This is a genomic window from Marinicauda sp. Alg238-R41 (assembly GCF_947331485.1).
Classification (GTDB): Bacteria; Pseudomonadota; Alphaproteobacteria; order Caulobacterales; family Maricaulaceae; genus Marinicauda; species Marinicauda pacifica.
The window spans coordinates 384158-411115 of the sequence record NZ_CAMZOJ010000001.1 but is presented as its reverse complement, the minus strand read 5'-3'; the positions used below and the strand labels follow the sequence as shown (position 1 = coordinate 411115).

The following is a 26958-nucleotide window of genomic DNA, read 5'->3' as shown; positions in this document are numbered from 1 at the left end:
GCGCCGTGCTATTTCGGGGGCATGCGCGCGCCGGCGTCCAGGCGGACGCATTCGGCGTTGATGTAGTCGTTGCCGACCATGAAGGCGACGAGGTCCGCGTATTCTTCCGGCGTGCCGAAGCGCTGGGGAAACTGCAGATGGCTGGCCAGGTTCTGCTTCACCTCCGGCGGCATCTGCTCGTAGATCGGGGTCTCGAAGAAGCCGGGCAGGATGGTGTTCACCCGGATGCCCTCGCGCGCCAGATCGCGCGCCATCGGCAGGGTCATGCCGTAAATGCCGCCCTTGGAGGCGGCGTAGGCGACCTGGCCGATCTGGCCGTCCTGGGCCGCGACCGAGGCGGTGTTGACGATGATGCCGCGCCCGCTCTTCGTCGGGTCCAGGCTGAGCATGCCTTCGGCAGCCACGGCCGCGCAGTTGAACGAGCCGATCAGGTTCACGGTCACGACGAGCGCGAACTTGTCGAGCTGGTGGCGCACGATGTCGCCGGACGAGGAGCGGCGGGCCGTCTTCTCCGCCCAGCCGATGCCGGCGCAATTGACCAGAACGCGTTCCTGGCCGTGCGCCTCGCGCGCCTTGGCAAAGCCGGCCTCGACGCTGTCCACGTCGGCCACGTTGACCTTGCAGAAAATCCCGCCGAGTTCCTTGGCGACCGCTTCGCCGCGCTCCTCGTTCAGGTCGAACAGCGCGACTTTCGCGCCCTCGGCCGCCAGGCGGCGTGCCGTGCCTTCGCCCAGACCCGACGCCCCGCCGGTCACGATCGCTGCAACATCTTTCACATCCATGGCGCTCTGGCCTCCCCGTTGAGATTCATACCGGACCGCCCTTGCCGGCGGCGTGTGCAAGCGACATAGCGCCTTCGCGGTTGGGTGAAAAGGACCGCGGTGGTAAGAGGCCGGTTCGACCGACCCAATTCTTGTTGAGGCTCCTCATGGCTGCGAAATCGAAAACCGCCCTCGTTCTGCATGGCGGAGCGGGGCTTCTGGCCGACCGTTCCTACGCCCAGGAAATCACCCATATGCGCAGCCTGGCCGAGGAGGGCCGCGAACGGCTCAAACATGGAGAGAGCGCGCTGGATGTCGTGGTCGAGATCGTGCGCAATCTGGAAGCCTCCGGCTTCTATGTCGCCGGCAAGGGCACGGCGCCCAACGCGGCCGGGCGCTACGAGCTCGATGCCGCGGTGATGAAGGGCGATACGCGCGAGGCCGGGGCGGTGAGCGCGCTGGAAGGTTTTCTCTCGCCGATCCAGGTGGCGCGCGCCGTGCTGGAACGCACGCCGCACGTCCTCCTGTCCGGCGGCGGCGCGGCCGAGTTCGCCCGCGAGGCGGAGCTGGAGCCGGTACGCGACCCGGTCGGCTACTACGTGCCGGCAGCCGTGGCCGACGACCGGGCAATCGCCACGGGCACGGTGGGATGTGTGGCGCTCGACAGCGAGGGGCGCCTGGCGGCGGCCACCTCGACCGGGGGCACGCTGCGCAAGCGCTGGGGCCGGGTCGGGGATACGCCGATCATCGGCCACGGCACCTGGGCGGACGAGCGCGTCGCGGTGTCCTGCACCGGCCAGGGCGAAATGTTCATGCGGGCCTGCGCGGCGGCCGACGTGTCCGCGCGCATGCGCTACGCCGGAGCGGACCTGAAGTCGGCGGTCCAGGGCGCGCTGGACGATGTGAAACGCCTGGGCGGGGATGGCGGCATCATCTCGGTCGGCGCGGACGGAGAGATCGCCGCGCTCTACAACTCGCCCGGCATGAAGCACGCCATCGTGCACCCGGACGGTGAGATCACCGCGGACGTAACCTAGGCGCGGACGTCCGGTATCAGGCCGCGTTGACCACAGAGCCGTCGAGAATGGCGTAGGCCGCGTCGGCATCCGGCGCGGCGCGCAGGGCCCGGCGGATTTCCTCGCGCCGGAACATCCGCGCCACGCGCGCGAGCGCCTTGAGGTGCTCGGCCCCGCTGTCCTCGGGCGCGATCAGCATGAAGACCAGATCGACCGGGTGGCCGTCGACCGCATCGAAATCGACCGATTGCTTGAGCCGGGCGAAGAGGCCGCACGTGCGCTCGACGCCGGGCAGACGGGCATGAGGAATGGCCACGCCATCGCCGACCCCGGTCGAGCCGAGCTTCTCGCGCTCCATCACGGCTTCGAGCAGGGGACGGGCGGGGATATCCAGGCGGCGATGGGCCAGCTCGCTCAGCGCGTGAAGCGCCTGCTTGCGGCTGGTCGCTGCAAGATCCACCGCCACCCCGCCGGAGGGGATCAGGTCTGAAAGGGTCATGGACGGCCTTCGTTCAGCCTGCGGCGGACTACTCCGCCGCTTCGCCGGGGCGCTCTTTAGCCCCTCGAGCCGGATCAATCCACCCCACATTTCCGTCCGGCCTGCGGTAGACGATGTTCACGCCCTTGTTCGCGGCATTGCGGAAAACCAGGAAGGGCGCGTCGATCACGTCCATCTCCAGCACCGCATTGCTGACCGACATCGTGCTGAGTTCGCCGGGCGCCTCGGCAATGATCACCGGCTCGTCGCCACCCTCGGCGCCGCCATCGTCCTCGGCCACGTCATCGTAATTGTCAGCCGATTTGCGTTCGCCGCGCAGCACGACGATGGAGGTCTCTTCGGCCGGGAGGGCGGTCTTGTTGTCGGCGTGATGGTCCTTCAGCCGGCGCTTGTAGCGGCGCAGACGCTTCTCAAGATGTTCGACGGCTGCCTCGGCGGCGGCATAGGCATCCCCGGCCGTGCCAGAGGCCTGGAGAAAGGCGCCCGAGGGCAGGTGAAGCGAGCAGTCGACCTTGAAGCCGCTGCCTTCCTTGGTGGCCACCACGAAGGCCTCGCCCGGGCGGCTGAAATACTTGCCGGTACCGGATATGACGCGGTCCTCGATACGCTCGCGCAGCGCCGGCGAGACGTCGATATTCTTGGAAACGAACTGGATATGCATGGGACCTCCATCTGCAGTAAACGAGACCCGCAGACAGGCCGACCCATGTCATGTGGGCGGGCCTGATTGCGAGTAATCCGCTCGGCCACCCCTCCCTTGTCGAACCGGTCAACGGTAGCGGCGAAACGCGGTGAGCGTCAATCGATGTTGGTAGGTCCGGCAGTGGAGATGTGGTCAGCCCGTGCGCTTGAGAATGCGCCTGCGCTGCACCGATGAGGGGATGTTCATCGCCTCGCGGTATTTGGCCACGGTGCGGCGCGCGATCTCGATCCCGTCGGCCAGCAGCCGGTCGACGATCTTGTCATCGCTCATCACGTCGTCGGCGGTCTCGTGGTCGATCATGGCCTTGATGCGATAGCGCACGGCCTCGGCCGAATAGGCCTCTCCCCCGTCGGCGGACGCGATGGAGGAGGTGAAGAAGTATTTCAGCTCGAACAGGCCGCGCGGCGTCGCGACATACTTGTTCGAGGTGACGCGGCTGACGGTCGATTCGTGCAGGCTGACCGCGTCGGCGACCGTCTTCAGGTTCAGCGGGCGCAGCCAGGCCACGCCCTTGGCGAAGAAGGCATCCTGCTGGCGCACGATTTCGGAGGTCACCTTCAGGATGGTCCGGGCGCGCTGATCCAGGCTTTTGACCAGCCAGGAGGCGCTCTGCGAGCATTCGGAAATGAATTCCTGGGCCTTGGCATCCTTGCGCGCGGCCCCGGCGATTTCCGCCGCGTAGTGATTGTTGATGAGGACGCGCGGCAGCGTCTCGGTATTCAGCTCGATCGACCAGCCCATGTCGGGGCGCTCGCGCACGAAGACATCGGCCTGGATCGCCCGCGTGCTCTCGCTGCCGTAGGCCAGCCCCGGCTTCGGGGTGAGGCGGCGCAACTCGGCCACCATTTCGTCGAGTTCCTCGCCGTCTACGCCGCACGCGGCCTGCAGGCCATCGTAATCGTGCTTGGCCAGCAAGGGCAGATGATCGATGAGCGCCGCCATGAAGGGGTCGAGGCTGTTGGCCGCGCGCAGCTGCAGCGCGAGGCATTCCTGCAGCGTCCGGGCCATGATGCCGGCCGGTTCGAAGGTCTGCAGCTTGTCGAGGATGGCTTCGAGCTCGCAGACGGTAACGCCGAGGCGCTGCGCCGTTTCGCCAAGGTCGGCGCGCATATAGCCGTCATCGTCGGCCAGATCGATGAGATGGGCCGCCATCAAGCGATCGGCGGGCTTGAGCGCGAGTTCGGAAAGCTGGTCGTGCAGATGCTCGGACAGGGTCTTGGCACGAGAGCTGTTGGCGCCCGGATCGTAATCCTCGCCGTCAAAGCTACCGCCCTTGCCCGCGCGCGACCAGTCGACCGGCCCGGCGGCGCTGTCGCTGCCGGACCCGGCCATGTCGGACCGGGAATCCGAATACATCGTCTCGCTGTCGGCATCGAGGGCTTCGCTCGCCTTGGAGGCCTGCGCGCCGTCGAAGCTCAGCTCCTCGCTGGATTCGGCCGACTTGGCGGGGGGCTCGTTCTCCTCACCGCCGGCCTCGGAGCGCTCGTCGCGTTCGAGCAGCGGATTGCGCTCCAGCTCGGCCTCGACAAACTCGTTCAGTTCCAGATTGTTCATCTGCAGCAGCTTGATGGCCTGCTGCAGCTGCGGGGTCATGACCAGACCCTGTCCCTGACGGACTTCGAGTTTTTGTCCCAGGCCGGCCATTCTGCCCCCTAGCTGAAGCTTTCTCCGAGATAGACCCGGCGCACATTGGCGTCCTGGCGTACCTCGTCGGGTGCGCCCTCGAAGAGGACTTCCCCGTCGTGAATGATCATGGCGCGATCGGTGATTTCGAGGGTCTCGCGCACATTGTGATCGGTGATCAGAATGCCGATTCCGCGCTGCTTAAGGTAAACAATCAGTTCGCGGATATCCGCGATGGCCAGCGGATCGATGCCGGCAAAGGGTTCGTCGAGCAACATGAAGCTCGGCTGCGCGGCCAGGGCGCGGGCAATCTCCACGCGGCGGCGCTCCCCGCCGGACAGCGCCAGCGCGGGCGACTTGCGCAAATGGTCGATGCGCAGCTCGCCGAGCAGCTCGTCGACGAGCGTCTCGCGGGCTTTGCGGTCGGGTTCGGCAATCTCGGCGACGGCGGCCACATTGTCTTCCACCGACAGGCCCCGGAAGATCGAGGCCTCCTGCGGCAGATAGCCGATGCCGAGACGCGCGCGCTGATACATGGGCAGATTGGTGATGTCGCGCCCGTCCAGCAGGATGCGTCCGTGGTCGGCCGAGATGAGCCCGGTGATCATGTAGAAGCAGGTGGTCTTGCCCGCGCCGTTCGGCCCGAGCAGCCCCGCCACCTCGCCGCGCTGCAGCGACAGCGAGACGGATTTCACGACTGCGCGGCGTCCGAACACCTTGCCGATCCGCTCCACCTGCAGGCCTTCTGCGGCGGGCGTGGCAAAGTCAGGCTGCTTGATCTGCATCGTTTCCATATCGCTCATCGTTAGCGGTCCATGCCTAAGATTTGGTGAAACACGCCAACTCGGCGCGATTATTGCAAGAGGTCATTCCCGCGCGCCGCCTGCATGAGGCGATTCACACGGGCTCGCTCCGACCGTGCAGGCCAGGGCAGTGGGCCGGACGTGGTTTGGCAGGCAGCCGGCACAGGGGCGCTAAGGGGCCCGGCCGGGCCCCTAGCCCTCTTCGAAGGGCTGCGGACCGTCGCCTGGGATCTCCGGTACCGGGCAGTCTTCGCGCACGACAGGCTCGGCGCCCTCTTCCTCCTCGCTATCGGGGAAGAAGACACTGCGCACACGCGTTTCACCGGCCTCACCGGTAGCGCCGGCCAGCTCGGACACGCCGGTGGCGAGGTTTGCCGTCAGGCGCTGGCCGGTGGAGACGTTGCAGCCTTGGGTGAGCACGACGTCGCCGATCAGCACGATACGCTCGTCGGCGATCTCGTAGAGTCCCTCGTCGGCGCGGGCGATTTCTGTGGCCGTCACGTAGAAGACATCGCCGGTTGCGCGCATGCGCTGGACGGCGCCGAAGCCGGTGCCGCCGCCGGGCTCGAAGAAGACCTCGATCCGGTCGGCGCGCAGGCGCGCGGTGCCACGGATCGCATTCACGTCACCGCTGTAGACCACGCGGTTCTCCTGGTCGAAGACCTCGAGATCGTTCGCGCTGATATCGAGCGGGCCGTCGCCGGGCGAGCCCAGCGCGCCGACCTGGGCGCTGGCCGGGGCAGCCGCGGCAAGCGCCAGAAGGGCCGGGAGAAGGGCAGGCAGGAGGGCAGATTTCATGGACCAGTCTCCGTATCGCGTGTCTCGTCGGACCGCTCGTTCAGGTATAGCCGCGTCGTGACGCCGTCAGTGAATATGACACGCCGGCCTTCCTCGTGCACCTCGAACCCGCCCGCCCGGATCGCGCCCCAGGGCGCCTCGCCATAGACCGGCTCCTCGCCCACGATGCGCGACTCGGGCAGCTGGATGGTCGCGCTCGGGGTCTCGAAGCGGTAGCCGGAGCGCGTGGACAGGTTGACGGCCTGGTTCAGTTCAAGGCTGCGCGTTTCTGGATTGTAGACGCCCAGATTGGCGAGAACCGCGCCGGGGCCCGCTTCCAGCCCCTCGCCCAGCATCGAATAGTCCAGACGCGGGTTTTCAAGTTCGGTCAGGCCGACAATGCTGCCTGGACGGCGCACGGCGCTGTCGGCAGTCACCACGAAGGGCGTGCCGTCCTCGTCCCGGCCGATGAAGCGCGGATTGACGATGCGTTCAAGCTCGCCCGTGGGCTGTTCCGGCGTGCCGCCGGAGACATCGGGTGCCCGCAGGATGTTCTGCAGCACGATGTTCAGAGCGATGAGGCCGATGCCGGCCAGCAGGGCGATGCGCAGGCGGCGCACGAAGACCGAGCGCCGCTGGGCGGCGGCGAAAGCGTCGGCCCGGCGCGGGGTCAGGCGTTCAGCCAGCATGTCGGCGGTATGGGCCATCGTCAGCCTGCGGCTTTGAAAAACTGTGCGCGCCCGTTGTGACCGGACCCAGCGGCAGTTTCAAGGCGCACGCGGCGGTACGCGGCGCGCCTAGGAGTGCGCAAAGATGTCGGTATCCGGCCAGCCGGCCAGATCCAGCCGGGCGCGGTGAGGGAGAAAATCGAAACAGGCCCGGGCCAGTTCGCTGCGCCCCTCGCGGCCGAGCATGGCGCTCAGCCCGTCGCGGATGGCGTGAAGGTGAAGCACGTCGGAGGCGGCATATTGCAGCTGGGCCTCGCTCAGCTCCGCGGCGCCCCAGTCGGAGCTCTGCTGCTGCTTGGAGAGCTCGACGCCGGCGATCTCGCGCGCGACGTCCTTCAGACCGTGCCGGTCGGTATAGGTGCGCACCAGCTTGGACGCGATCTTGGTGCAGAAGACCGGGGCGAGCGTGACGCCGAGATATTTCTCGCACATCGCCACGTCGAAGCGCGCGAAGTGCAGAATTTTCTGGATCGCGTTGTCGGCCAGCAGCGCCTTCAGATTCGGACAGTGATAGCTCGACCGGTCGAGCTGGACGATATGCGCGTCGCCATCGCCGGCCGAGAGCTGGACCAGGCACAATTCATCCCGCACGAGCGAGAGACCCAGTGTCTCGGTATCCACGGCGACCGCGTCGCCAAAATCGATCCCGGTGGGCAGGTCCCCGCGGTGAAGGTGAATGGTCATGCGCGCCGCTCCGTCGCCTCTGTCTCGAACAGGAAAATCAGCGCCCGGTATCGGCCGTTTGCGCAAAAGCGTCAATGCGACGCCCCCGCTGCAGGACCTTCGCGGGCGCCAGCGCGCACTGGCACCCGCGGGGGTCGGGACGCGTTTCTCGCTATCCCGCGACGTTGAGCACTGTGCTCACATTGCCGCGCGTGGCGTTGGAATAGGGGCAGACCTTCTCGGTCTCGTTCACCAGCGTCCGGGCATCCGGCTCGGGAAGGCCGGGCAGCTCTGCAGTCAGGGTGACGCCAAGACCGAACCCGCCGGCCTCGCGCGGACCGATGCCCACCTCGGCGTGCACGCGCGCCTCGACGGGCAGCTTGATGCCGGTCTGACCGGACACGAGCTGCATCGCGCTCATGAAGCAGGCGGCATAGCCTGCGGCGAACAATTGTTCCGGATTGGTGCCGGGGCCGTCGTCGCCGCCGAGTGCCTTCGGCGTGGACAGGCCGACGTCCAGACGGCCGTCATCGCTGACGGCGCGGCCCTTGCGGCCCTTATCGGCGGTTGCCTTGGCGGTATAGAGCGGGGTCATCGGGAGTTCCTTCAAAAGAATCGTGAGCGAAAAGATCGTGCACGATATAAAGAGCCGGGCCTGTTCGTCGTCAAGGTATGGCGATATAATCGTGCACGATAAAAATGAGGACACACGCCCATGTCTGCGCCAACCGGCCGGCCCGGCACGCTCGACCAGCAGCTTTGCTTCGCGATCTACTCGGCGAATGCGGCGATCCACCGGATGTACCGGCCCCACCTGTCAAAGCTGGGCCTGACCTACCCGCAATACATCACTCTGCTGGCCTTGTGGGAGCGCGATGACGTGACGGTGGGCGAGCTTGGAAAGCGGTTGTTTCTCGAGACAAACACGCTGACCCCGCTGCTCAAGCGGCTCGAGGCGGTGGGGCATCTGACCCGCACCCGCGATCCGCGCGACGAGCGCGTGGTCCGCGTGCGGGTCACACAAGGCGGGCGGGCGCTCCAGGGCGAGGCGTCCGACGCGCTGTCCTGCATTCACACCCTGGCCGAGGAGGCGGGCACCGATCTCGATGTCTGGATCGAGGCGCTGGCCGCCCTGCGCGAGCAGGCGCTCGAAGCGGCCAAGGCGACCTGACCGGCCGTCCGCTGCGGGCCCCAAGTCCGGGTTGTGCCGCGCTCAGCGCGTCAACGAATCTGCAATCTTCCGGACCGATTGTTGAGGTGACGCCTGAAACAGGCGAGGATGATCCGCAGAAGCCAGGGATGTTTGATGCGCGACACGGCGATAGCCGGACTGTTGTTTGTTCTTGCCATCGCAGGGGCGGAGACGGGCATTGCCGAGGCGCAGGAAGAGATCGAACCCGAGGCCATCTGGTCCGGCGCGGTACCCGAGGCCGAGCCAGAATGCGTCGCCAGCATCCATCTCTATCTCGGCAATCCCCGCGAGTCCGGAGGCGCTTACGGACACGCGGAAGTCGGCTCGCGCCGGTGCGCGTCGCCTGAATTGCCGGCACTCGCAGGCGCCGCGACGGAGCCAGGCGAGATGTCCACAGAACGCGTGCGCGGCGCCTGGGTCTGGCGTGAAGCCGTCTGGGCCGAAGATCCGGCAGCCCTGATCGAGAGCGCCCAGGCCGCCGGGCTGTCCGTACTCTACATCGCCGTGCCCATCCGTCAGGGCGCGATCGAGCGGCCCGATGCGCTATCCCGTCTGATCCGGCGCGCCAATGCGCGGGGTGTGGCAGTTCACGCCGTCGAAGGCGATCCGCGCATGATCTCCGGCTACGGTCTCGAGCATGCCCGTCAGCGTGCCCAGGCGCTGGCCCATTTCAATGCCGCCTACCCGCGCACGCCGCTGTCCGGGCTGCAGTACGACATCGAGCCCTACCTGCTGGATCAGTATGCGAGCGCCCCGGTGCAGACCTTCGCGCAATGGGCGCAGGCATTGGCCGCGCTGAGCGCGGCCTATGGCGAGCCGGTCGAAATCGTGGTGCCGTTCTGGATCACCGCCGTGCCGGGCGGTGCGGCGGCGCTCGCTGCAGCCGCACCGAGCGCGACCCGCCTGACCGTAATGGCCTACCGCACAACGCCAGAGGCGATCCTGCAGGCGGCCACGCCGTTGCTGTCCTGGGGCGATACCTACGGCGTGCCCGTCGCTGTGGCCCTGGAGATGGGCGCTTTGCCCGACGAAACCGCGGAGGTCTATCGCAGGGAGGACAGCGGCGAGCTCACACTTGCAGACACCGGCGAGGCCGCAAATGCCAGACTGCACGGCCACACGGTGCTGGGCAGGGAGGGGCAACCCGCCTTTACCTACAGCCACTCGGTGACGATTCCGGCGAGCCGTATCAGCTTCAGCGGCGACTATGCCGCACTGGCCTCGGCAGCGGAGGCGGTGGAACCGCGCTTTCTCGATTTTCGCAGCTATGCCGGTCTCGTCATTCACGGCCTGATCGAGTAACGCACCCGTTCGACGTTTTGCGCGGCCTGCTTGCCGCGCGCCGGACCCCAGACCGTCCGATTCTCCCGCGGCCACGCGAGGCATCTTCCTCCTCATGACTATTTCCGGTTTTCTTTTGTCTGCAGCGCTGGTTCTGCAGGCGCCGACCTACGAGACGGGCGTGGACGCGCGTCTCGACGGACGTTTCGAAGAGGCGGCCGAAATCCTGGCGGAGGTGGCGCAACGCGAACCGGCTAATGCCGACGTCTTTCTTCAGCTGGGCCTGACCCTGTCCGCGCTGGGCCGGTTTGATGAGGCCGAAGCGGCATTGCAGCGCACGCTCGATCTCGCGCCGGATTACACCGATGCGCATATCGCGCTTGCACGGCTTGCCTATTACCGCGGCGACCTCGACCGCGCCGCCGAGCTGGCCGCGGCCCTGCCCGACGATCAGACGCCCCCCGACTTGCGCGCGCGGATCGACGCGGCTCGCGAAAGTCCGGCCCGCTCGCCCTGGCGTACCGATGTGTTTGCCGCCTACAGCTCCCTGTCCGGACCGCTCAGCCCGTGGCGCGAGGCCGGTGTGGCGCTGGGCCGGCGCATCGGCGAGGAAACCAGCCTGACCGGGCTAGCGCACTGGAGCCGGCGTTTCGACGACGAGGATGTCTATCTCTCCCTCACCTATGCCCGCGGCCTGCCAGACAGCGGCCTGGCCTACGTCACGCTCGGTGGCGCGCCGCAGGCCGACTTCCGGGCGCAGGCCGCCATCAGGGGCGGTTACGAGAGCCCGACCGCGCCCGGTGGAGACGGCGTTCAAGCCACGGTCGAGGCCTCGGCATCGCGGTATGGAGTGGGGGATGTCTTCGCCGTGCAGCCCGGCGTGCGCTATCTAGCGCGTTCGGATGGGCTGCGGCTGGGTCTGCGCGCGATGATTTACCTTGACGAAACCCGTGCCCTGCAGACTGGCTGGGAAGTCTCCGGAGAGCTGCGCGCGTCCGACCGGGCGCGTCTCATCGCGAGCTATACCGATGCCCCAGACACCGAGAGCGGGCGCACGAGCGAGGTGCAGTCGGCGGCGCTGGGCCTGCGTTACCAGCTGACCGACCGGCTTGGTCTCCAGGCCGGCCTCGTTCATGAATCGCGCGAGGCTTATGACAGGACCGAGATCACGATCTCGGCCAATCGCCGCTTCTAGCCGGCAAGCCCGGCATCCGGTCTGCCTTCCGGATGCATCCGGCCTCCCCAGGCGCCCGATCCAGCCCTCCCAGACGAGGCCGCACGACTATGACCCAGCCCCGGATAATGATTGCCGATGACAATCCGCTCATGCTGCAGATCGCTCAGTCGCGGCTCACCGATGCCGGCTACGAGGTCCTCACCGCGCGCGACGGGATGGAAGTGCTCGATCAGGCGCACGCCTGGTCGCCCGACCTCATCATGCTCGACCTCATCATGCCCGCCCTGGACGGCTTTACCACGCTGAAGCGGTTGAAGGCCGGCCCGCTGGGTTCCATTCCGGTGATCATTGTATCAGCCCTGAAAGACGAAGCCGACATCGCGCGTGCCCTGAATGCCGGCGCGGCCGATTACCTGACCAAGCCTTTCGCGCCCTCCGAGCTTGTCGAACGTGCCGCGACGCATCTCGCGCCGCCGGCATCCTAGGCGTTCCCCGGCGATGGTGGACAGTCTCTTCATTGCAATCTGGACCGGGGCGCTTCTCCTGGCGGCCGCAGCGCTGAGCCTGTTCGCCGCGATGCTCGTGCGCCGCTGGCTCGGCGGCTACTGGGCCAGGCGGTCGACCCGTCTGGCCATGGAACTTGCCGAGACGCTCATCGTGCAGATGGAGGCCGGTGCCTTGCCCTCAACCCGGCTCCGGGCGCTCATCCGCCATCCCAGACGCACGGCGCTCGCCGTTATCGAGCTGTCGGCGCTGGTGCGCGGGCGCGACTTCGAACGCGCCATGGTGGCCCTTCGCGAGGTCCGGGCCGCGCGGCGCATCTCCCGCCTTCTGGACAAGCCCGGACTGGACACAAGACTCATGGCGATCGAGGCCATCGGAATTGTCGGCGGCGCGGGAGCCCGCCGCGCGCTTCAGCGGGCGTTTGAAACCTGTCCGACCTTGCGCGAAACCGTTGCCGCCGCGCAGGCTCTGCATGGTATCGGGATCACGCCCGATCTCGACCGCCTGCTCGAGCGGGTCTACGGGCATCGGCGCGGTGCGCCGGCCGAACTCGCCAATCTTCTGCTGGACATCGCCCGGGCCGACCCGCTGCGGCTGTCCGGCGCGCTCGACACCGGCGCGCTGCACCCGTCCCTGCAGATCCAGCTTGTGGAGGCCCTGGTGCGGGCCCGCGCCGTTTCAGCGATCGAGGCCGTGCGGCGCAGCGCCCGCGCCGACGACCTTGCCGTACGCGCGGCCGGGATCAAGGCGTTGGGCGTGCTGGGCGGGCCGGGAGACAGCGACATACTGGACGAGGCGGCCCGGGACGGCGAACCGGACATTCAGGCGCTGGCGGCCGAGGCAATCGGCCGGCTGGGCCTGATTTCCCTGTCCTCCAGCCTGGCGGAGATGCTGGAAGCCCCGCACTGGGAGGTCCGCTTTCAGGCCGGATGGGCGCTGGCCCAGCTCGGCGAGGCGGGGATTGGCCGGCTCAAACAGATTGCAGCGCGCGAGGGCGGCCAATCGGGGCCCCATACCGCGCAAATGATCCTGGCCGAGCGGCAGGCCGCATGATGGACGCACTCTTGGGTGGCGGCATTCTGGCCGCACAGGCGATATCGCTGGTGATCATCACGTCGGGCGTGCTGCAGAATGCGGTACAGCTGATCCAGTTTTCCGTCGCCGCGCGATCGCTGAGCCGGGACAAGCCTGTGGAAAGCGCGGCGCTGCTGTGGCGGCGCTACGGCAATCTCGTCCCGCCGGTCGCCATATTGGCGCCCGCCTATAACGAGGAGCTGACCGTCGTTGAGAGCGTGCGCACCATGCTCGCCCTGCGCTATCCGCGATACGAGATCATCGTCATCAATGACGGCTCGTCGGACAACACGCTGAACAGGCTAATCGAGGCTTTCGCACTGGAACCCTCGGTGCGCGCGCATGAAACAGTGCTTCATCATGCCCCGATCCGGGCGGTCTACACCTCGCGGGACTTTCCGAGCCTGGTGGTGATCGACAAGAAGAATGGCGGCAAGGCCGACGCGCTCAATGCCGGCATCAGCCTGGCGCGTGCTCCGGTTTTCTGCGCCATCGATGCCGACACCCTGCTCGAGCCCGATGCCCTCCTGCGCGCCGTGCGTCCGATGATCGAGGATCCCGCGCGCGTCATTGCGGTGGGCGGAAGCATCCGCATTGCCAACGGCTGCCGCTTCGAGGCTGGCCGCATCACCGAGATCGGCTTGCCGCGCAACCTGCTCGCCCTGTTTCAGACGGTCGAGTATCTGCGCGCCTTCCTTGTGGCCCGGCTGGCCTGGAGCAAGGCCGGGGCGCTGACGATCATCTCCGGCGCGTTCGGCGTGTTTCGCCGGGGCCTCGTGATCGAGGCGGGCGGCTACCGGACGGATCTGGTGGGCGAGGACATGGAGCTGGTCGTGCGCCTGCACCACCACATGCAGCGCAGCGGCAAGGCGTACCGCATTGCCTATCTGCCCGAGCCGCTGGCCTTCACCGAGGTGCCCGAGACCCTGCGCGCGCTGGCGAGCCAGAGAGCGCGATGGCAGCGCGGCGCACTGGAAAGCTATTTTGCCCACAAAAGCATGACGCTCAATCCGCGCTATGGCCGGGTCGGACTGCTCGGCCTGCTCCATATGCTGCTGGTCTATGTGGTGGGGCCGCCCCTGGAAGTTTGCGGCTATATTCTCATTCCGCTGCTCTGGCTGGGCGGATTCCTGTCACTGCCCTGGTTCCTGGCCTTCCTGGCCGTGACCTTCGCCTTTGGCGTAGCGATCAGCGTGGCGACCTTGCTGCTTGCCGAGCGCCAGCTGCGCCGGTTCCCGAAGATCAGCCAGCTTGCGCTCCTGCTGGCAGTCGCGGTGCTTGAAAATTTCGGCTACCGTCAGCTCAACACGATCTGGCGCCTGAAAGGCTGGTGGCAGTTTGCCCGCAAGCGCGGCGAGTGGGGCACGATGACGCGCAAGGGATTTGCGCCTTCTTCCCCGGACCGCAAGTCGCAATAGCCGGCTGCAACGGCGCCGCTCGCGCTGCGGCACCGTATGTATCATTACCTTCCCGTCATGGTAGAAAAACTCGGGAAGCAGATCATACGGGACGTGAAACCATGTCAGACGAGCCGCTGGGCATTCTTGTGGCGGAAGATAATCCGCTGATCGCGATGGACGTGACCGTCGTCGTGGAAGAGTGCGGGTGCGTGGTGATCGGGCCGGTGCGCGATACGGTCGATGCCGCCAGAGTTCTCGACGATTCATGCCCCGATGGCGCCCTGGTCGATATCCACCTGCAGGACGGGGCGGCCTGGTCGCTGGTGGAAGAGCTGACCACCCGCAACATCCCTTTCATCCTGACCAGCGGTTCGGACCGCCGAACCGTGCCGGAGGCCTGGGCGGCCGCGGCCTTCCTGGCCAAGCCCTTCATGCCGGAGGATCTGCGCGAGGCGCTCGGCCAGATCGGCGTGTCCGGCTGCCCGACCGACGCGGCCTGATTCAAGCCGGGCGCCCACAGCGCGGGCGTCCCGCCCCGGCCCGGGCGGACAAAGAAAAAGCCGCGTCAGCGCGGCTCCTGTGTGTCTGGAGGTCCTTCAGGACCGGTAATGGTGCCCAGGAGAAGACTCGAACTTCCACTCCCTTTCGGGAACTGGCACCTGAAGCCAGCGCGTCTACCAATTCCGCCACCTGGGCAAGTGAAGGAGCGGCTGAAATATTGAAGGACGCGGCGCGTGTCAACGCCGCTTGGCTGTCAAAGCCGGCGCCGGGGCGGCGGTCTGCAGCGCACCTGCAGCGTATCGGCGCATGGACAGGGGCGAAGTTTTTTGGTCTATCGCGCCATAGCCCTATCTTGAAAGCGGGTCGGGCCGGTTCGAGCTGCCGGCCCGGTCGGCTGTTCATCCACGCTCAAAGGCGAATGACGACATGCTGCGCGATGAAATGATCACGGTTTTCGGCGGGTCCGGCTTTATCGGACGCTATGTGGTGCGCGAGCTGGCGCGCCAGGGCTACCGGGTGCGCGTCGCGACGCGGCGGCCGAACCTAGCCTACGAGCTGAAACCGATGGGCGTGCCCGGCCAGATCCAGCTCGCCCAGGCCAATCTGCGCAACAAGGCCAGTGTCGCGCGCGCCGTCGAGGGGGCGAGCGGGGTCGTGAACCTGGTTGGCATTCTCTACGAGAGCGGCGGACAGACTTTTTCCGGCCTGCAGGAGCGCGGCGCGCGCACCGTGGCCGAAACCGCGAGCGAGGCCGGGGTCAAAACCCTGGTGCACATCTCCGCCATCGGCGCCGATCCCGACAGCCCTTCCCAATACGGCCAGACCAAGGCCAGAGGCGAGCGTGCGGTTCGCGAGGCCTTCAGCGGCGCGACGGTGCTGCGCCCCTCCATCGTGTTCGGGGCCGAGGACGAGTTTTTCAACAAGTTCGCCGACATGGCGCGCTTCGCGCCGGCCCTGCCGCTGATCGGCGGCGGCAAGACGCGCTTCCAGCCGGTTTTCGTCGGCGATGTCGCCGAAGCGGCGGTCAAGGTGCTGTTCGATCCGGCCGCCGCCGGGCGCACCTACGAACTCGGCGGACCGTCGGTCTACACCTTCAAGCAATTGATGGAATTCATCCTCCGCACGATCCGGCGCCGCCGTCTGCTCCTGCCGGTGCCGTTTCCGGCGGCCGGTGCGCTGGGCCTGCTGGGTGAAATCGCGGGCAAGCTGCCTTTCGTGCAGCCTTTCCTGACGCGCGACCAGGTCGAATTGCTCAAGAGCGACAATGTGGTCGGCGCGACCGATGAGGGCCATCCCACGCTGGCCGATCTCGGCATCGATGCGGAGACCATCGAGTCGGTGGTGCCCAGCTATCTGATCCGCTACCGCAAGGGCGGCCAGTTTGCGGACAAGGATTACGAGACGGTACGCGAAACCCGCGCCTAGACGCGATCATCGTCACGCAGAAATGGACCAACGCCCGGAGCCTGCGCCCCGGGCGTTGGTGTATGTGCGCTCAGATCAGCCAGATCAGGATGACGCCGGCCAGCAGGACGCGGTAGATCACGAAGGGCAGGAAGCCGACCCGTTCGACAATGGCCATGAGGGCGGCAATCGCCAGGAAGGCCGAGCCGAATGAGAGCGCGGTCACGAGCGCGCCGTCCACGAGCGCCACGCCGGCCATTTCCCCGGTCGCCAGCTCGGCAATGGCCGACAGGCCCAGAACCGCAATGAGCGGAATCGACATCAGCATGGAAAAGCGCGCCGCCTCACTGCGCGTGAGGGCGAGCGCGCGCCCGGCCGTCATGGTGATGCCGGACCGGCTGACACCGGGGATGAAGGCGATGGCCTGGGCGAGGCCGATGAGGATGGCGTCGCGCCAGGTCAGCGTCTCGCTGGTCTTGACCTGCGGGCCGTAACGGTCGGCGAGCCAGAGCGGCAGCGCGAAAAGAAGCGTGGCCCAGGCGATCACAGCCGGGGAGCGCAACAGGTCGACCCAGCCGGTCAGGTAGAGCACGCCGCCGACGATGACGGCGGGCGGCGTGGCCACAGCCACCATCAGGAAAAGCCGTCCGCCCGGCGTCATGCGTCCGGCCAGCAGGGCCGGCGCGCCGGAAAGGACGGCCATCACGTCGCGGCGAAAATAGAGCAGGACGGCGAGCAGGGTACCGACATGGGCCATCACGTCGATCAGCGCGCCCTGGTCGTCCGATCCGGTCAGATAGGGCGCCAGGATGAGGTGGGCGGAGGAGGAGACGGGAAGAAATTCGGTGATGCCCTGAATGAGAGCGAGAATGAAAAGCTGAAAGAGAGTCATTTGCCGCCTGTTCCCTTGCGCCGGCGCGTTATACTTGCGAACGGACAATGGCACGGTGCTGCAGCGCAGAACAGGTCTTACCTCCATGGCCCATGACGGTCTCGACACAGGCGGACCGGGCAAGCTCGCCCCGGCCAAGGCCCGCAAGATCACGAGCCGGGTGACGGCGCTCTCCGTCGGCGTGGCGAGTACGCTGGTCGTGGCCAAGCTGGTGGCCTGGTGGCTGTCGGGATCGGTCGCGATGCTGGCCTCGCTGGCCGATTCCGCGCTCGATCTCGCCGCTTCTCTGACCACCTTCTTTGCGGTGCGCTATGCGGCCTCTCCAGCCGATCGCGAGCACCGGCACGGCCATGGCAAGGCGGAAGCTTTCGCCAGCCTGATGCAGGCCCTGCTGGTCCTCCTCTCGGCCGGGCTGCTGATGCGGGAATCGGTGCTGCGCTTCCTTCAGCCCCAGCCGATCGAGGCGGGCGGGATCGCGCTCTCCGTCATGGTCATGTCCATCGTCCTGACGCTGGTCTTGGTCTGGGCGCAGAACAGGGCGGTGGCCCAGACAGGCTCGCTCGCGGTCACCGGCGACCGGGCCCATTACTTTGCCGATCTCGGCGCAAACGGCGTGGTCATTGCCGGCCTGGTGCTGGCCAGCGGCTTCGGCGTTGTGCGCGCCGACCCGATTGTCGGCTTTGCCGTCGCCCTGTGGCTGGTCTGGACGGCGTGGGGGGTCGGCTCGGCCGCTTTCGAGAGCCTGATGGACCGCGAACTGCCCGACGAGGAGCGCGCCGCCATCCTGAAGATCGCGTCCGACGATGCTGCCGTTCTGGGCGTGCACCAGCTGCGCACGCGGGCGTCCGGGCCGTTCGTCCATATCCAGATGCACATGGATCTGGCCCCCGACCTCACCCTGTCGCAGGCGCATGAAATCGTGGTGGCGGCGGAGAAGCGCATCATGGCGGCCTATCCGGCGGCCGATGTGCTGATCCACCCCGATCCCAAAGGAGAGGCGGAACCGCACGGCAACGCCTATTTCAAGGCCGAACGCGGCGAAGAGAGCGATGGCGGGGATGAGTCCGGCGCGGCGCGAGCGGACAATCCGGCTTAAACCTTACCGCGAAGCAGGCTAGCGTCCCGGACATGCGCACGCTCTACCACTGGCCTCTCGATCCCTGGTCCCGGCAGGTCCGCATTGCGCTGGCTGAGAAGCAGCTTGCCTTCGAGCTCCGCTTCGTGCGGCCCTGGGATGCGCCGGACGAGCTCATGGCGCTCAATCCGGCCGGCCTGACCCCGGTTCTGGTCGACGACACCGCGCAGGGGCGGGTGGTCGCGGTCGAGGCGCGCGCCATCCTGGAATATCTCGAGGAGGCCAAGGCCGAACCGGCCCTGCTGCCCTCGGGGGCGGGCGAGCGCGCGGAGGTGCGGCGCCTGTGCCAGTGGTTCGACCGCAAGTTCGATTCCGAGGTGAATGCCTTCCTGCTGCACGAGAAGCTGGAAAAGCGCCTGCAGGGGCTGGGCGCACCCGACATGGAAGCGATCCGCGCCGGGCGCGATTTCCTGCGCTGGCATCTCGACTATCTGACCAATCTGCTCGATGTGCGCGAGGGGCTGGCCGGACCGCGCTACACGCTGGCCGACATCGCCGCGGCGGCGCACCTGTCCTGCATCGACTATCTCGGCGACGTGCCGTGGGACGAGTTTCCCGCGCCGAAAGCCTGGTATGAGCGCATCAAGTGCCGGCCCAGCTTTCGCGCCATCCTGGAAGACCGCCTGCCCGGCATGGCCCCGGCCAGCTGGTATGCGGATCTGGATTTTTAGGGGCTGTCTCTGCGCTCGCCATCCGATGCTTCGAGGCTCGCTTCGCTCGCGCCTCAGCATGAGGGGAGTGGGTTGGGCCTAAGTGCTATAAAATTACTTTTAATTCAATAGCTTAATTCCGCCCCACCTCACCCTGAGGTGCTCGCGCAGCGAGCCTCGAAGGGTCGGATGACGGGCTTCACCCGGTAACCTCGCCCTGTCCTCTCTGGGTGCCGGGTCTCGTTGCACTCGCCCGGAATGACGAGGAAAGGAGTGGCGGCCCATGGCGCAAACCCTTGACCTCACCTCCCGTCGTCCCCACTCCACAGCCATGACGGCCACGCTGACCGATACCGATGCCATGAAGACGCTCGCCCGCGAGATCGGGTTCGATGCGGTGCGCATAACGCGGGCGGACGAGGCGTGGGAGGCCGGGGATCGGCTGCGCGAGTATGTCGGCGAGGGCCGGCACGGCAGTATGGCGTGGATGGAGGAGACGCTCGACCGGCGCGTCCATCCCAATGCGATGTGGCCGGAGGCGAAATCGGCTGTGGTGGTCGGTCTCAATTACGGGCCGGATCACGATCCGCTGGAGATTCTGGAGCAATCGGACCGGGCCGCCATATCGGTCTATGCGCAAAATCGCGATTATCACGACCTCATCAAGAAGCGGCTGAAACGCCTGGCCCGGGCCTTCCACCAGGAGACCGGCCACGGCGTGAAGGTGTTCGTGGACACCGCCCCGCTGATGGAGAAGCCGCTGGCGCACAAATCGGGGCTTGGCTGGCAGGGCAAGCACACCAATCTTGTCAGCCGCGAGCATGGCTCCTGGCTGTTCCTGGGTGTGATGCTGACCGAGGCGGCGCTGGAGCCGGACGAGACCGAGACCGACCATTGCGGAAGCTGCCGCGCCTGCCTGGACGTCTGCCCGACCAACGCGTTTCCGGCGCCCTACCAGATCGATGCGCGGCGCTGCATCTCCTACCTGACCATCGAGCACAAGGGGCCGATCCCGCGCGAATTCCGGGCGCCCATGGGCAATCGCATCTATGGCTGCGACGACTGCCTGGCGGTCTGCCCGTGGAACAAGTTTGCCAGCCGCACGCAGGAGACGGCCTTTCACCCGCGCGAGAGCCTGACCGCGCCGCGCCTGGCCGATCTCGCTGCGCTGGACGATACAGCCTTCCGCGAACTGTTCACCGCCAGTCCGATCAAACGGATCGGACGCGATCGCTTTGTGCGCAATGTGCTGATCGCGCTCGGTAATTCGCACGGTCCGGAAAGCCTTACCGCCATTCGCGCGCGGCTGGACGATGACAGCGCGCTGGTGCGCGGGGCGGCGGTCTGGGCGCTCGGCCGTCTCGACCCGGAGGCGTTCGAGGCGCTGAAGACGGAGGCGCTGGCGCGCGAAGAGTCAGGCGAAGTGCGCGAGGAATGGCAGGCCGGTGCGCAAGGACAGCTCAGCTGACCGCACCCGCCCGGCCGTTATCGACTTCGATATATTGCGCCTGCGCGCCGAAGGGCTCGAAGAGCTGGCGCTCCACCCCGGTGAACCAGGCCTGCGTCCCCACCTCCAGAATGGCCGCGGCCAGGCCCTCGCGCCGGGCTGCATCGAGATGGGCACAGGCCTCGTCCAGGATGAGCACGGGGGCCGCGCCGCGCGCGCGGGCCAGCGCCGCGCACTGGGCCAGCGCCAGCCCCAGCAGAAGCGCCTTCTGCTCGCCGGTCGAGCAATCGGCGGCGAGCTGATCCTTGGCGCGGTGGCGGGCGGTCAGCTCGGTACGGTGCGGTCCGGTCAGCGAACGCCCGGCGGCGGAATCGCGCCGCCTGCTGCCGGCCAGCGCCTCAAGAAACCGATCCTCGGCCTCGCTCGCATTCAGGCCCTCGGCGAGCCAGGCCTCCAGCGTGCCTTCCAGCCCCAGATCGGCCTTCGGAAAGCGGGTCTCGGGCCGCTCGTCGATCTCGCCCTGCAGACGCACGAGCGCATCGAGGCGGCTTGCGGCGAGCGCGGTGCCGGCGCTGGCCATTTCACGTTCCAGGGCATGGACCCAGTCGGGATCGAGACGGCCGGTCTCCGTCCACTGGTCGAGCAGGCGCTGGCGCTGGCGCATCGCCTTTTCATACGCGATGGCGGTCTGGCCGTGATGAGGCTCGCCGGCTAGCACGAGACGGTCGAAGAAACGCAGGCGGTCGGCGCGCGGCCCGGCCCAGAGACGATCTTCTCGCGGGGTCAGCCACATCATCGGGAAGAGCCGGGCGAGCTCGCTCTGCGTGGCCGCGGCCCCTTCCAGCCGGGTGCGGCGCCGCGCCGGATCGGCCGGGTCCGCGCCGGTGGCCAGGCTCACCGGCCCGTCGCGGGTCAGCGCCTCGGCATAGACCGCCCAGATATCCGCCGGGCCTTCGGCCATGTGGCGGCGGACCGCATCGGCCCCGGCGGCGCGCAGTCCGCGTCCCGGTCCGAGGAAGGAGACGGCTTCGACCAGGTTCGTCTTGCCTGATCCGTTCGCTCCGAACAGGCAGACCGGACGGGCATCGAGAGACAGGTCGAGTTCGGCGTAATTGCGGAAATTGGTCAGCTTCAAACGCGTCACGGCCGCGCTTGCGGGCGCGGCCGTGGAAGGCGGGGTGTCCGGACCGGCTGCGCTCACACGCGCAGCGGCATCAGCACGTATTCCGCATTGGGGTCGCCGCTGTCGGTGACGCGGGTCGGAGAGGCGGAATCGGCAAATTCGAAAATGGCTTCGTCGCCGACAATCTGCCCGGCGACATCGAGCAGGTAGCGCGCATTGAAGCCGATGGAGAGCTCTTCCGATGAGTAGTCGGCCGACAGCTCCTCGCTCGCCGTGCCGCTCTCGGGATTGTTGACCGCCAGCACGAGGTTGGAGTCCGACAGCGACAGCTTCACCGAGCGCGACTTCTCCTGGCTGATCGTCGCCACCCGGTCCACGGCCTGGGCGAAGGGCGCGCGATCGACACGCATGATCTTGTCGTTGCCGCGCGGAATGACGCGCTCATAGTCAGGGAATGTGCCGTCGATGAGCTTCGAGGTCAGGACCGCCGCACCGAGACGGAAGCGGATCTTGCCTTCGGAGACGCTCATCTCGATGTCGTCGTCGAGGTCCTCGAGCAGGCGCCGCAGCTCGCCGATCGGCTTGCGCGGAATGATGACGGCCGGCATTTCGCTCGCGCCGCCGGGCTGGTCCGCTTCGGCCAGCGCCAGGCGGTGGCCGTCCGTCGCGACCGCGCGCAGCACCTTGCGGCCATCGCGCTCGGCGGGGTGCATGTGGATGCCGTTGAGATAATAGCGCGTTTCTTCGGTCGACACGGCAAAGCGGGTCTTGTCGATGAGGCGCGCCAGGTCTTCGGCCGGGAGCGAGAAGCTGACGGCCAGATCCTCGGTCGGCATGACCGGGAAATCGCCCGGCGGCAGGCTGGGCAGGTGGAATTTGGAGCGGCCTGCAGACAGGAAGACGCGCGGATCGTCCCCGCCGAGCTCCAGCGTGACATCGGCCCCGTCCGGCAGCTTGCGGGCGATCTCGTAGAGCGTGTGCGCCGGGGCCGTCGCCTGGCCGTCGCGCTCCACCCGCGCGGGCGCCTCCTCCACGATCTCCATGTCGAGATCGGTGGCCGTCAGGCGCGCATGGTCGCCGCTCGCCTGGATCAGCACGTTGGACAGGATCGGGATCGTGTTGCGCCGCTCCACGACGGACTGGACGTGGCCGAGGGCCTTCAGGAGCACCGCGCGCTCGATTGTGAGCTTCATCGCTGTCGCCTCTTAGAGGGGGACGAATCAGAAAACGGATTCGCCGGTCAGATTGGCACAAACCATAGACCAAAGGAAACGGCGGCAATAACCAGATTGCCGCCGTTTTGCACTGAGGGGCGTTGAGGCTAGTTGCGCAGGCGGCGTTTGACCGCCTCCACGTCTTCGGCCAGCACCGCGTCGGCGGGCAGGCGCTCGGTGATCTTGTTGACCGCGTGGATCACCGTGGAATGGTCCCGGCCGCCGAACCGCTTGCCGATATCGGGCAGGGAGCGGGTCGTCATGGTCTTGGCCAGATACATGGCGATGTGGCGGGGACGGACCACCGACTGGGTCCGGCGTTTCGACAGGATGTCATCGACGGACAGGTTGAAATAGGCGGCGACCGTCTTCTGGATCTCGTCCACGCTGACGCGGCGCTCCGCCTTGAGCGGCAATTCGGTCAGCGCCTCGTCGACGGTCTCCAGCGTCACCGGCCGGTCCAGATAGGCAGTGCGCACGATCACGTTGTTGAGCACGCCTTCCAGTTCGCGGGCCGAACTGGTCACGCGTGCGGCCAGGAAATCACGTACCGCTTCGGGGACTTCCAGGTTCGGGCAGTGGCTGCGCGCCTGGGCAATCTTGCAATCGATGATCTTGCGGCGCAGGTCCAGGTCCGGGCCGTGCAGCGGGCAGGCAAAGCCGCCGCGCAGAAGCGATTTGAGACGCGGGTCGGAAACCTGCAGCTGGTCGGGTGAGGCGTGGGAGGCGAGCACCACCTGCTTGCCGTCTGCCATCAGGGCCGCGACCGTGTGCAGGAACTCGTTCTCGGTGCTGGTCTTGCCGGCGATGAAATGGACATCGTCGATCAGCAGCACGTCGCAATTGCGCACCTGATCCTTGAAGGGCTGGACGTCCCGCGCGCGCAGGGCGGACTGGAAGCCGTTGAGGAATTCTTCCGCCGTCAGATACAGCGCCTTGCGCTTGGACTCGCCCAGGCTGACCGCGTGCGCGATGGCGGCGAGCAGGTGGGTTTTGCCCACCCCGTAATCGCCATGGAAGAAAGCCGGGTTGAACGGCGGCGGGCCGGAATTGGTAATGGCCTTGGCCGCGGTGGCGGCCATGACGTTGGCCGAGCCGACCATGAAGGTGTCGAAGGTGAAGCGCACGACGGCCGCAGAGGGGCCGCCGGTCGCGCGCGGCGCGTCCAGAGTAAGCTGGGCCTCCGCGGCGGCGGCCATGCCGCCGGACGGCCCGTCAACCGGGCGCAGCGCCGCGTGGCTCACAGAGGCGGCACTGGCGGCGCGCACCGAGCGCGCATGACTGGCGCCCGCGCCGCTCTCGGCCAGAATGAGAATATCGCGCGGCTGGGAGTCGAACGCCGCCCACAGCGCGCGCAGGCGGCTGCCCAGATTGTCCTCGGCCCAGGCCCGGCCGAATTCGGTCGGGCAGATGATGCACACGCGTCCCGCGCTGTCCTCTTCCACACGCAAGCGTGCAATGTCGGACGCGTAGACAAGGTCTCCATATTCCTGACGCAGGCGGGCACGCACCTCGCGCCACGTGACAGAAACAGGTGTCGCGTGAGTCATGCTTTGATTGTTTCCGGAAGCGGCGAAAAGCGCCGAATTATTCAGCCCCATAGTCCCCAAACCTCAGTTTCGCGCTGCAAGTTAGTCTTGCAGTCAAGTACTTGTATTCAGGCGCAGTTCTCCCGCTCTGAGGTGCGCCTTTTCTTGGCGGCCCCAGTGTTTTAATCTCGTCCGTATGGAGAAGACTTGCGCTAGGAGGCAAAGAGTACCCGGACGCGGGATCGAATCAACCGCATAAACCGGTGCCCGGACCCCTTTTTGCGCTTGACAGAGAATTTCCCTAAGCGCGCTTTGGCGTTGGCCGGAAAATTTTTTTCACGCGATTTTTTTGTTCTCAAAGCGTTCGTAAATCTACCGGTTGCAGCCTCGTTTTGGCACACGCCGCGACCCCGCCGCCGAACGTCCGGTTGCCCTTCCCATGCAGGTCATCCGGGCAATCGCCGTCTACGTGTATAACACGAAAAAAGGCCTGCGCGGAATATCGCGCAGGCCTTCAATCAATCTTCCGAACAATGACGGAGTTTTACTCGGCCGTCATCGTTTTGACGCGGGCCGACAGGCGCGAGACCTTCCGCGAACCGGTGTTCTTGTGGATGATCCCCTTGCTCACCGCAGACATCACTTCTGACTCTGCCGTGCGCAGCGCATCGCGGGCCTGCTTCTGGTCGCCGGCGGCAATCGCGTGCTCGACCTTTTTCACATAGGTGCGCATGCGCGTGCGGCGGGCTTTGTTGATCGCGGTGCGGCTCGCGAGCTTGCGCACCATCTTTTTAGCGGAGGCAGTGTTCGCCATGGATGAAGCCTTGTCTGAGTAACGGCGCGCTGAAAAGGGCGGCGCGCACGTGGAAACATGAGGCGCGGCGTATAGCGGCGGTACGCTGCGCCGTCAACCGGCAATGCCTGTACTCTAGCGGTGCTTGAAGTGCGCCGCGCGCTTGTCGGCAAAGGCGGCCATGCCCTCGCTCTGGTCCTCTGTCGCAAACTGCGAGTGGAAGACCCGGCGTTCGAACCGGATGCCTTCGCTCAGGCCGATCTCGAAGGCCCGGTTGATGGACTCCTTGGTCATCATCGCGATGGGCAGCGATTTCGAGGCGATCGCCTCGGCCGCTTCCATGGCGACGTCCATCAGGTCGTCGACGGGCACCAGGCGAGAAACCAGGCCGGCGCGCTCGGCTTCCTCGGCATTCATCATGCGCCCGGTCAGGCACATATCCATCGCCTTGGACTTGCCGACCGCACGCGGAAGCCGCTGGGTGCCACCGGCGCCCGGCATCACGCCGAGATTGATTTCAGGCTGGCCGAACTTGGCGTTCTCCGCCGCGATGATGAAGTCGCACATCATCGCGATCTCGCAGCCGCCGCCGAGGGCGTAGCCGGATACCGCAGCGATGATCGGCTTGCGGAAGCGCGCCACGGATTCCCAGGTCTTCGCGAAGGGATCGTTCAGGTAGAGGGACACGAAGTCCTTCTCCTGCAATTCCTTGATGTCCGCCCCTGCGGCGAACGCCTTGGTCGAACCTGTCAGGACGACGCAGCCAATGTCTTCGTTGGCCTCGAACTCGGCGAGCGCGTCGGCAAGCTCACCGGTCAGCTCGTCACACAACGCATTGAGCGCCTTGGGGCGGTCCAGCGTAATGACGCCGACACGGCCCTCGGTCTTGGTCTGGATCGTTTTGTAGGCCATCCGGCCCTCCGCATCTGAAGCCACCCCTCAGGGGGTTCCTTGAGTTGGCAAACGCAAGTTGGCCGGAACCCATACATGAAGCCCGGCTCCGGGTCGACACCCCGGAGCCGGGCCTGTGTGCTCTCAGCGCAAGGCGGCTATGCGTCGCTGGCAGCCTATTGTCGGGTGACGTCGTGGCCGGCATCGCGCAGCAGCGCGATGAGGCCGTTCTCGCCCGGCATGTGGCCGGAACCGACCGCCACGAAGGCCACGCCCTCGCCGGCGACGATCTCCTCGACCAGCGGCACCCAGTTGCGGTTGCGCTGTACGATGATGCGCTCGTAAAGCTCCGGCGAGGTCTGGCGCATCTCGGTGTTCAGCAGGGCATCGAGCCGGCCCATATCCCCTTGCGCCCAGGCCGAGACCAGATCGCTCAGCTGATCGGGATTCTCGACGGCCTGTTCCAGACCAATTTCGAGATCGGCAAGCTGGGTCTCCATGGGCAGTCCAGAGAGGAAGCCGATCTGTTCCTCGGCGGTTTCGAAATAGCCGAACGATTTTCCGGCCTCGGCGGCGCGCTCGGCCAGATGCTTGTCGACGCCGGAATTGGGATCGTAACCTGCAGCCTGCATCTGAGCGACGGCCAGCTGAAGGCCGGCCAGCCAGGGCTTGAGGGGGTCGATCCCGGCGCGGATCGTTTCGGACGGGGCGCCGAGACGTCCGGCGATGACGTCGAGATCGGCCAGGGCCTCATCGCTCATTTTCGACGTCAGGCTTTCGCCCTGCGGCAGCAGGCCGACCTGCGGGATCATCGCCTGCATTGTGGCCTGCGCCTCGGCGCTGAAGACGTCGGCTTCCATATAGAGCGTATCGGCCGACGCAAACGCCGCCTCGACCTGGGGCGTCATCCAGTCGAGTTCCGGGCGCAGGATATGGACCGTACCGAACAGATAGACGGTGGAATCCTCGTCGCTGACCACCCACAGGGCGGGATCGGCGACCTCGACTTGGCGAACCGGCGCGGGGTCGGCCTGCGCGAAGACAGGGCTTTGTGACAGGGCGGCTGCGGCCAGGATGGCGCCGCCGATGATGACTTCTTTCCAGATGCATGAAAACCGCATGACGGTGTCTCCTTTTGATCGACCAGCTCCGCGCGGCTTTCCTGCGCGCGGTGTAAA

At 66.7% G+C, this 26958-nt stretch carries 28 protein-coding genes and 1 tRNA gene; 12 read left to right on the top strand and 17 right to left on the bottom strand.

From position 1 onward, the window contains the following. Positions 1-8: 8 nt before the first annotated feature. On the bottom strand, positions 9-782 hold the full coding sequence (locus PGP17_RS01845; protein WP_135945023.1) for an SDR family NAD(P)-dependent oxidoreductase: 774 nt from the start codon (positions 780-782) through the stop codon (positions 9-11). Between the two features lie 146 nt (positions 783-928). Between PGP17_RS01845 and PGP17_RS01840 the strand changes: the two genes are divergently transcribed. Continuing rightward, positions 929-1798, top strand: coding sequence for an isoaspartyl peptidase/L-asparaginase family protein (locus PGP17_RS01840; protein ID WP_270373989.1), 870 nt, complete (start codon positions 929-931; stop codon positions 1796-1798). 16 nt (positions 1799-1814) lie between these two features. Here the strand turns inward: PGP17_RS01840 and ptsN are convergent, their stop codons facing one another. The 8 genes from ptsN to PGP17_RS01800 form a co-directional block, all read right to left on the bottom strand. Beyond that, on the bottom strand, positions 1815-2276 hold the full coding sequence (ptsN, locus tag PGP17_RS01835) for a PTS IIA-like nitrogen regulatory protein PtsN (protein WP_135945021.1): 462 nt from the start codon (positions 2274-2276) through the stop codon (positions 1815-1817). 28 nt (positions 2277-2304) lie between these two features. Continuing rightward, positions 2305-2937 carry a ribosome hibernation-promoting factor, HPF/YfiA family gene (hpf, locus tag PGP17_RS01830; protein ID WP_270373987.1) on the bottom strand — a complete coding sequence of 211 codons (633 nt, stop codon included), beginning with the start codon at positions 2935-2937 and terminating at the stop codon, positions 2305-2307. 174 nt (positions 2938-3111) lie between these two features. After that, positions 3112-4623, bottom strand: coding sequence for an RNA polymerase factor sigma-54 (gene rpoN, locus PGP17_RS01825; RefSeq protein WP_270373986.1), 1512 nt, complete (start codon positions 4621-4623; stop codon positions 3112-3114). A gap of 8 nt (positions 4624-4631) precedes the next feature. Next, positions 4632-5387 (bottom strand): LPS export ABC transporter ATP-binding protein, encoded by a 756-nt coding sequence (lptB, locus tag PGP17_RS01820; RefSeq protein WP_442915128.1) that lies wholly within the window; start codon positions 5385-5387, stop codon positions 4632-4634. 210 nt (positions 5388-5597) lie between these two features. Further along, positions 5598-6203 carry an LptA/OstA family protein gene (locus PGP17_RS01815; RefSeq protein ID WP_135945018.1) on the bottom strand — a complete coding sequence of 202 codons (606 nt, stop codon included), beginning with the start codon at positions 6201-6203 and terminating at the stop codon, positions 5598-5600. After that, on the bottom strand, positions 6200-6889 hold the full coding sequence (lptC, locus tag PGP17_RS01810; RefSeq protein ID WP_270373983.1) for an LPS export ABC transporter periplasmic protein LptC: 690 nt from the start codon (positions 6887-6889) through the stop codon (positions 6200-6202). Before lptC ends, PGP17_RS01815 begins: the two co-directional genes overlap by 4 nt. 90 nt (positions 6890-6979) lie before the next feature. Next, complete coding sequence (locus PGP17_RS01805; RefSeq protein WP_135945016.1) at positions 6980-7594, bottom strand: ribonuclease D; 615 nt, start codon at positions 7592-7594, stop codon at positions 6980-6982. A 151-nt stretch (positions 7595-7745) separates the two neighbouring features. Next, positions 7746-8168 carry an organic hydroperoxide resistance protein gene (locus PGP17_RS01800; RefSeq protein ID WP_270373982.1) on the bottom strand — a complete coding sequence of 141 codons (423 nt, stop codon included), beginning with the start codon at positions 8166-8168 and terminating at the stop codon, positions 7746-7748. Positions 8169-8288: 120 nt separating this feature from the next. On the opposite strand from PGP17_RS01800, the gene PGP17_RS01795 reads away from it, so the two are divergent. The 7 genes from PGP17_RS01795 (at position 8289) to PGP17_RS01765 (ending at position 14701) form a co-directional block, all read left to right on the top strand. Beyond that, the gene (locus PGP17_RS01795; protein ID WP_270373981.1) at positions 8289-8744 is read left to right on the top strand and encodes a MarR family winged helix-turn-helix transcriptional regulator; all 456 of its coding nucleotides are present in this window, start codon (positions 8289-8291) and stop codon (positions 8742-8744) included. A gap of 108 nt (positions 8745-8852) precedes the next feature. Continuing rightward, on the top strand, positions 8853-10067 hold the full coding sequence (locus PGP17_RS01790; protein WP_270373979.1) for a hypothetical protein: 1215 nt from the start codon (positions 8853-8855) through the stop codon (positions 10065-10067). A gap of 94 nt (positions 10068-10161) precedes the next feature. After that, on the top strand, positions 10162-11241 hold the full coding sequence (locus PGP17_RS01785) for a YaiO family outer membrane beta-barrel protein (RefSeq protein WP_270373977.1): 1080 nt from the start codon (positions 10162-10164) through the stop codon (positions 11239-11241). A gap of 89 nt (positions 11242-11330) precedes the next feature. Next, entirely contained in the window at positions 11331-11708 is a 378-nt protein-coding gene (locus PGP17_RS01780) for a response regulator transcription factor (protein ID WP_270373975.1), read from the top strand. A 13-nt stretch (positions 11709-11721) separates the two neighbouring features. Beyond that, complete coding sequence (locus PGP17_RS01775; protein WP_270373973.1) at positions 11722-12780, top strand: HEAT repeat domain-containing protein; 1059 nt, start codon at positions 11722-11724, stop codon at positions 12778-12780. Next, positions 12777-14219: a glycosyltransferase family 2 protein gene (locus PGP17_RS01770; protein WP_206751083.1), complete on the top strand. Its 1443-nt coding sequence runs from the start codon at positions 12777-12779 to the stop codon at positions 14217-14219. Before PGP17_RS01775 ends, PGP17_RS01770 begins: the two co-directional genes overlap by 4 nt. Before the next feature lie 101 nt (positions 14220-14320). Beyond that, positions 14321-14701: a response regulator gene (locus tag PGP17_RS01765; RefSeq protein WP_270373970.1), complete on the top strand. Its 381-nt coding sequence runs from the start codon at positions 14321-14323 to the stop codon at positions 14699-14701. Between the two features lie 109 nt (positions 14702-14810). Here PGP17_RS01765 and PGP17_RS01760 read toward each other — a convergent pair. Beyond that, positions 14811-14897 (bottom strand) — tRNA-Leu (locus PGP17_RS01760). A gap of 231 nt (positions 14898-15128) precedes the next feature. Between PGP17_RS01760 and PGP17_RS01755 the strand changes: the two genes are divergently transcribed. Next, positions 15129-16127 (top strand): complex I NDUFA9 subunit family protein, encoded by a 999-nt coding sequence (locus PGP17_RS01755; RefSeq protein ID WP_270373968.1) that lies wholly within the window; start codon positions 15129-15131, stop codon positions 16125-16127. A gap of 70 nt (positions 16128-16197) precedes the next feature. On the opposite strand, the gene PGP17_RS01750 is transcribed toward PGP17_RS01755, so the two are convergent. Next, positions 16198-16998 (bottom strand): undecaprenyl-diphosphate phosphatase, encoded by an 801-nt coding sequence (locus PGP17_RS01750; RefSeq protein WP_270373965.1) that lies wholly within the window; start codon positions 16996-16998, stop codon positions 16198-16200. Positions 16999-17083: 85 nt separating this feature from the next. Here PGP17_RS01750 and PGP17_RS01745 point away from each other — a divergent pair, with 85 nt between their 5' ends. From PGP17_RS01745 to queG, 3 genes are all read left to right on the top strand, one after another. Further along, positions 17084-18094, top strand: coding sequence for a cation diffusion facilitator family transporter (locus PGP17_RS01745; RefSeq protein WP_270373963.1), 1011 nt, complete (start codon positions 17084-17086; stop codon positions 18092-18094). Between the two features lie 32 nt (positions 18095-18126). Beyond that, positions 18127-18804 (top strand): FtsZ-binding protein FzlA, encoded by a 678-nt coding sequence (gene fzlA / locus PGP17_RS01740; RefSeq protein WP_270373960.1) that lies wholly within the window; start codon positions 18127-18129, stop codon positions 18802-18804. A gap of 310 nt (positions 18805-19114) precedes the next feature. Then, positions 19115-20251, top strand: coding sequence for a tRNA epoxyqueuosine(34) reductase QueG (gene queG, locus PGP17_RS01735; protein ID WP_442915127.1), 1137 nt, complete (start codon positions 19115-19117; stop codon positions 20249-20251). Here the strand turns inward: queG and recF are convergent. From recF to PGP17_RS01705, 6 genes are all read right to left on the bottom strand, one after another. Then, on the bottom strand, positions 20244-21374 hold the full coding sequence (recF, locus tag PGP17_RS01730) for a DNA replication/repair protein RecF (RefSeq protein WP_270373955.1): 1131 nt from the start codon (positions 21372-21374) through the stop codon (positions 20244-20246). The two genes, queG and recF, sit on opposite strands and share 8 nt — an antisense overlap. A gap of 53 nt (positions 21375-21427) precedes the next feature. After that, on the bottom strand, positions 21428-22546 hold the full coding sequence (gene dnaN, locus PGP17_RS01725) for a DNA polymerase III subunit beta (protein WP_135945002.1): 1119 nt from the start codon (positions 22544-22546) through the stop codon (positions 21428-21430). Between the two features lie 128 nt (positions 22547-22674). Next, the gene (gene dnaA / locus PGP17_RS01720) at positions 22675-24117 is read right to left on the bottom strand and encodes a chromosomal replication initiator protein DnaA (RefSeq protein WP_270373950.1); all 1443 of its coding nucleotides are present in this window, start codon (positions 24115-24117) and stop codon (positions 22675-22677) included. 523 nt (positions 24118-24640) lie between these two features. Beyond that, on the bottom strand, positions 24641-24910 hold the full coding sequence (gene rpsT / locus PGP17_RS01715) for a 30S ribosomal protein S20 (RefSeq protein ID WP_135945000.1): 270 nt from the start codon (positions 24908-24910) through the stop codon (positions 24641-24643). Between the two features lie 114 nt (positions 24911-25024). Continuing rightward, positions 25025-25801: an enoyl-CoA hydratase gene (locus PGP17_RS01710; RefSeq protein ID WP_135944999.1), complete on the bottom strand. Its 777-nt coding sequence runs from the start codon at positions 25799-25801 to the stop codon at positions 25025-25027. 155 nt (positions 25802-25956) lie between these two features. Continuing rightward, the gene (locus tag PGP17_RS01705) at positions 25957-26901 is read right to left on the bottom strand and encodes a TraB/GumN family protein (protein WP_270373946.1); all 945 of its coding nucleotides are present in this window, start codon (positions 26899-26901) and stop codon (positions 25957-25959) included. Positions 26902-26958 lie beyond the last annotated feature (57 nt).

Excerpts from the sequence above, each read along its gene's own strand:
- PGP17_RS01845 (WP_135945023.1), bottom strand. The coding sequence starts at position 782 with ATGGATGTGAAAGATGTTGCAGCGATCGTGACCGGCGGGGCGTCGGGT.
- PGP17_RS01840 (WP_270373989.1), top strand. The coding sequence starts at position 929 with ATGGCTGCGAAATCGAAAACCGCCCTCGTTCTGCATGGCGGAGCGGGG.
- ptsN (WP_135945021.1), bottom strand. The coding sequence starts at position 2,276 with ATGACCCTTTCAGACCTGATCCCCTCCGGCGGGGTGGCGGTGGATCTT.
- hpf (WP_270373987.1), bottom strand. The coding sequence starts at position 2,937 with ATGCATATCCAGTTCGTTTCCAAGAATATCGACGTCTCGCCGGCGCTG.
- rpoN (WP_270373986.1), bottom strand. The coding sequence starts at position 4,623 with ATGGCCGGCCTGGGACAAAAACTCGAAGTCCGTCAGGGACAGGGTCTG.
- lptB (WP_442915128.1), bottom strand. The coding sequence starts at position 5,387 with ATGCAGATCAAGCAGCCTGACTTTGCCACGCCCGCCGCAGAAGGCCTG.
- PGP17_RS01815 (WP_135945018.1), bottom strand. The coding sequence starts at position 6,203 with ATGAAATCTGCCCTCCTGCCTGCCCTTCTCCCGGCCCTTCTGGCGCTT.
- lptC (WP_270373983.1), bottom strand. The coding sequence starts at position 6,889 with ATGGCCCATACCGCCGACATGCTGGCTGAACGCCTGACCCCGCGCCGG.
- PGP17_RS01805 (WP_135945016.1), bottom strand. The coding sequence starts at position 7,594 with ATGACCATTCACCTTCACCGCGGGGACCTGCCCACCGGGATCGATTTT.
- PGP17_RS01800 (WP_270373982.1), bottom strand. The coding sequence starts at position 8,168 with ATGACCCCGCTCTATACCGCCAAGGCAACCGCCGATAAGGGCCGCAAG.
- PGP17_RS01795 (WP_270373981.1), top strand. The coding sequence starts at position 8,289 with ATGTCTGCGCCAACCGGCCGGCCCGGCACGCTCGACCAGCAGCTTTGC.
- PGP17_RS01790 (WP_270373979.1), top strand. The coding sequence starts at position 8,853 with ATGATCCGCAGAAGCCAGGGATGTTTGATGCGCGACACGGCGATAGCC.
- PGP17_RS01785 (WP_270373977.1), top strand. The coding sequence starts at position 10,162 with ATGACTATTTCCGGTTTTCTTTTGTCTGCAGCGCTGGTTCTGCAGGCG.
- PGP17_RS01780 (WP_270373975.1), top strand. The coding sequence starts at position 11,331 with ATGACCCAGCCCCGGATAATGATTGCCGATGACAATCCGCTCATGCTG.
- PGP17_RS01775 (WP_270373973.1), top strand. The coding sequence starts at position 11,722 with ATGGTGGACAGTCTCTTCATTGCAATCTGGACCGGGGCGCTTCTCCTG.
- PGP17_RS01770 (WP_206751083.1), top strand. The coding sequence starts at position 12,777 with ATGATGGACGCACTCTTGGGTGGCGGCATTCTGGCCGCACAGGCGATA.
- PGP17_RS01765 (WP_270373970.1), top strand. The coding sequence starts at position 14,321 with ATGTCAGACGAGCCGCTGGGCATTCTTGTGGCGGAAGATAATCCGCTG.
- PGP17_RS01755 (WP_270373968.1), top strand. The coding sequence starts at position 15,129 with ATGCTGCGCGATGAAATGATCACGGTTTTCGGCGGGTCCGGCTTTATC.
- PGP17_RS01750 (WP_270373965.1), bottom strand. The coding sequence starts at position 16,998 with ATGACTCTCTTTCAGCTTTTCATTCTCGCTCTCATTCAGGGCATCACC.
- PGP17_RS01745 (WP_270373963.1), top strand. The coding sequence starts at position 17,084 with ATGGCCCATGACGGTCTCGACACAGGCGGACCGGGCAAGCTCGCCCCG.
- fzlA (WP_270373960.1), top strand. The coding sequence starts at position 18,127 with ATGCGCACGCTCTACCACTGGCCTCTCGATCCCTGGTCCCGGCAGGTC.
- queG (WP_442915127.1), top strand. The coding sequence starts at position 19,115 with ATGACGGCCACGCTGACCGATACCGATGCCATGAAGACGCTCGCCCGC.
- dnaN (WP_135945002.1), bottom strand. The coding sequence starts at position 22,546 with ATGAAGCTCACAATCGAGCGCGCGGTGCTCCTGAAGGCCCTCGGCCAC.
- dnaA (WP_270373950.1), bottom strand. The coding sequence starts at position 24,117 with ATGACTCACGCGACACCTGTTTCTGTCACGTGGCGCGAGGTGCGTGCC.
- rpsT (WP_135945000.1), bottom strand. The coding sequence starts at position 24,910 with ATGGCGAACACTGCCTCCGCTAAAAAGATGGTGCGCAAGCTCGCGAGC.
- PGP17_RS01710 (WP_135944999.1), bottom strand. The coding sequence starts at position 25,801 with ATGGCCTACAAAACGATCCAGACCAAGACCGAGGGCCGTGTCGGCGTC.
- PGP17_RS01705 (WP_270373946.1), bottom strand. The coding sequence starts at position 26,901 with ATGCGGTTTTCATGCATCTGGAAAGAAGTCATCATCGGCGGCGCCATC.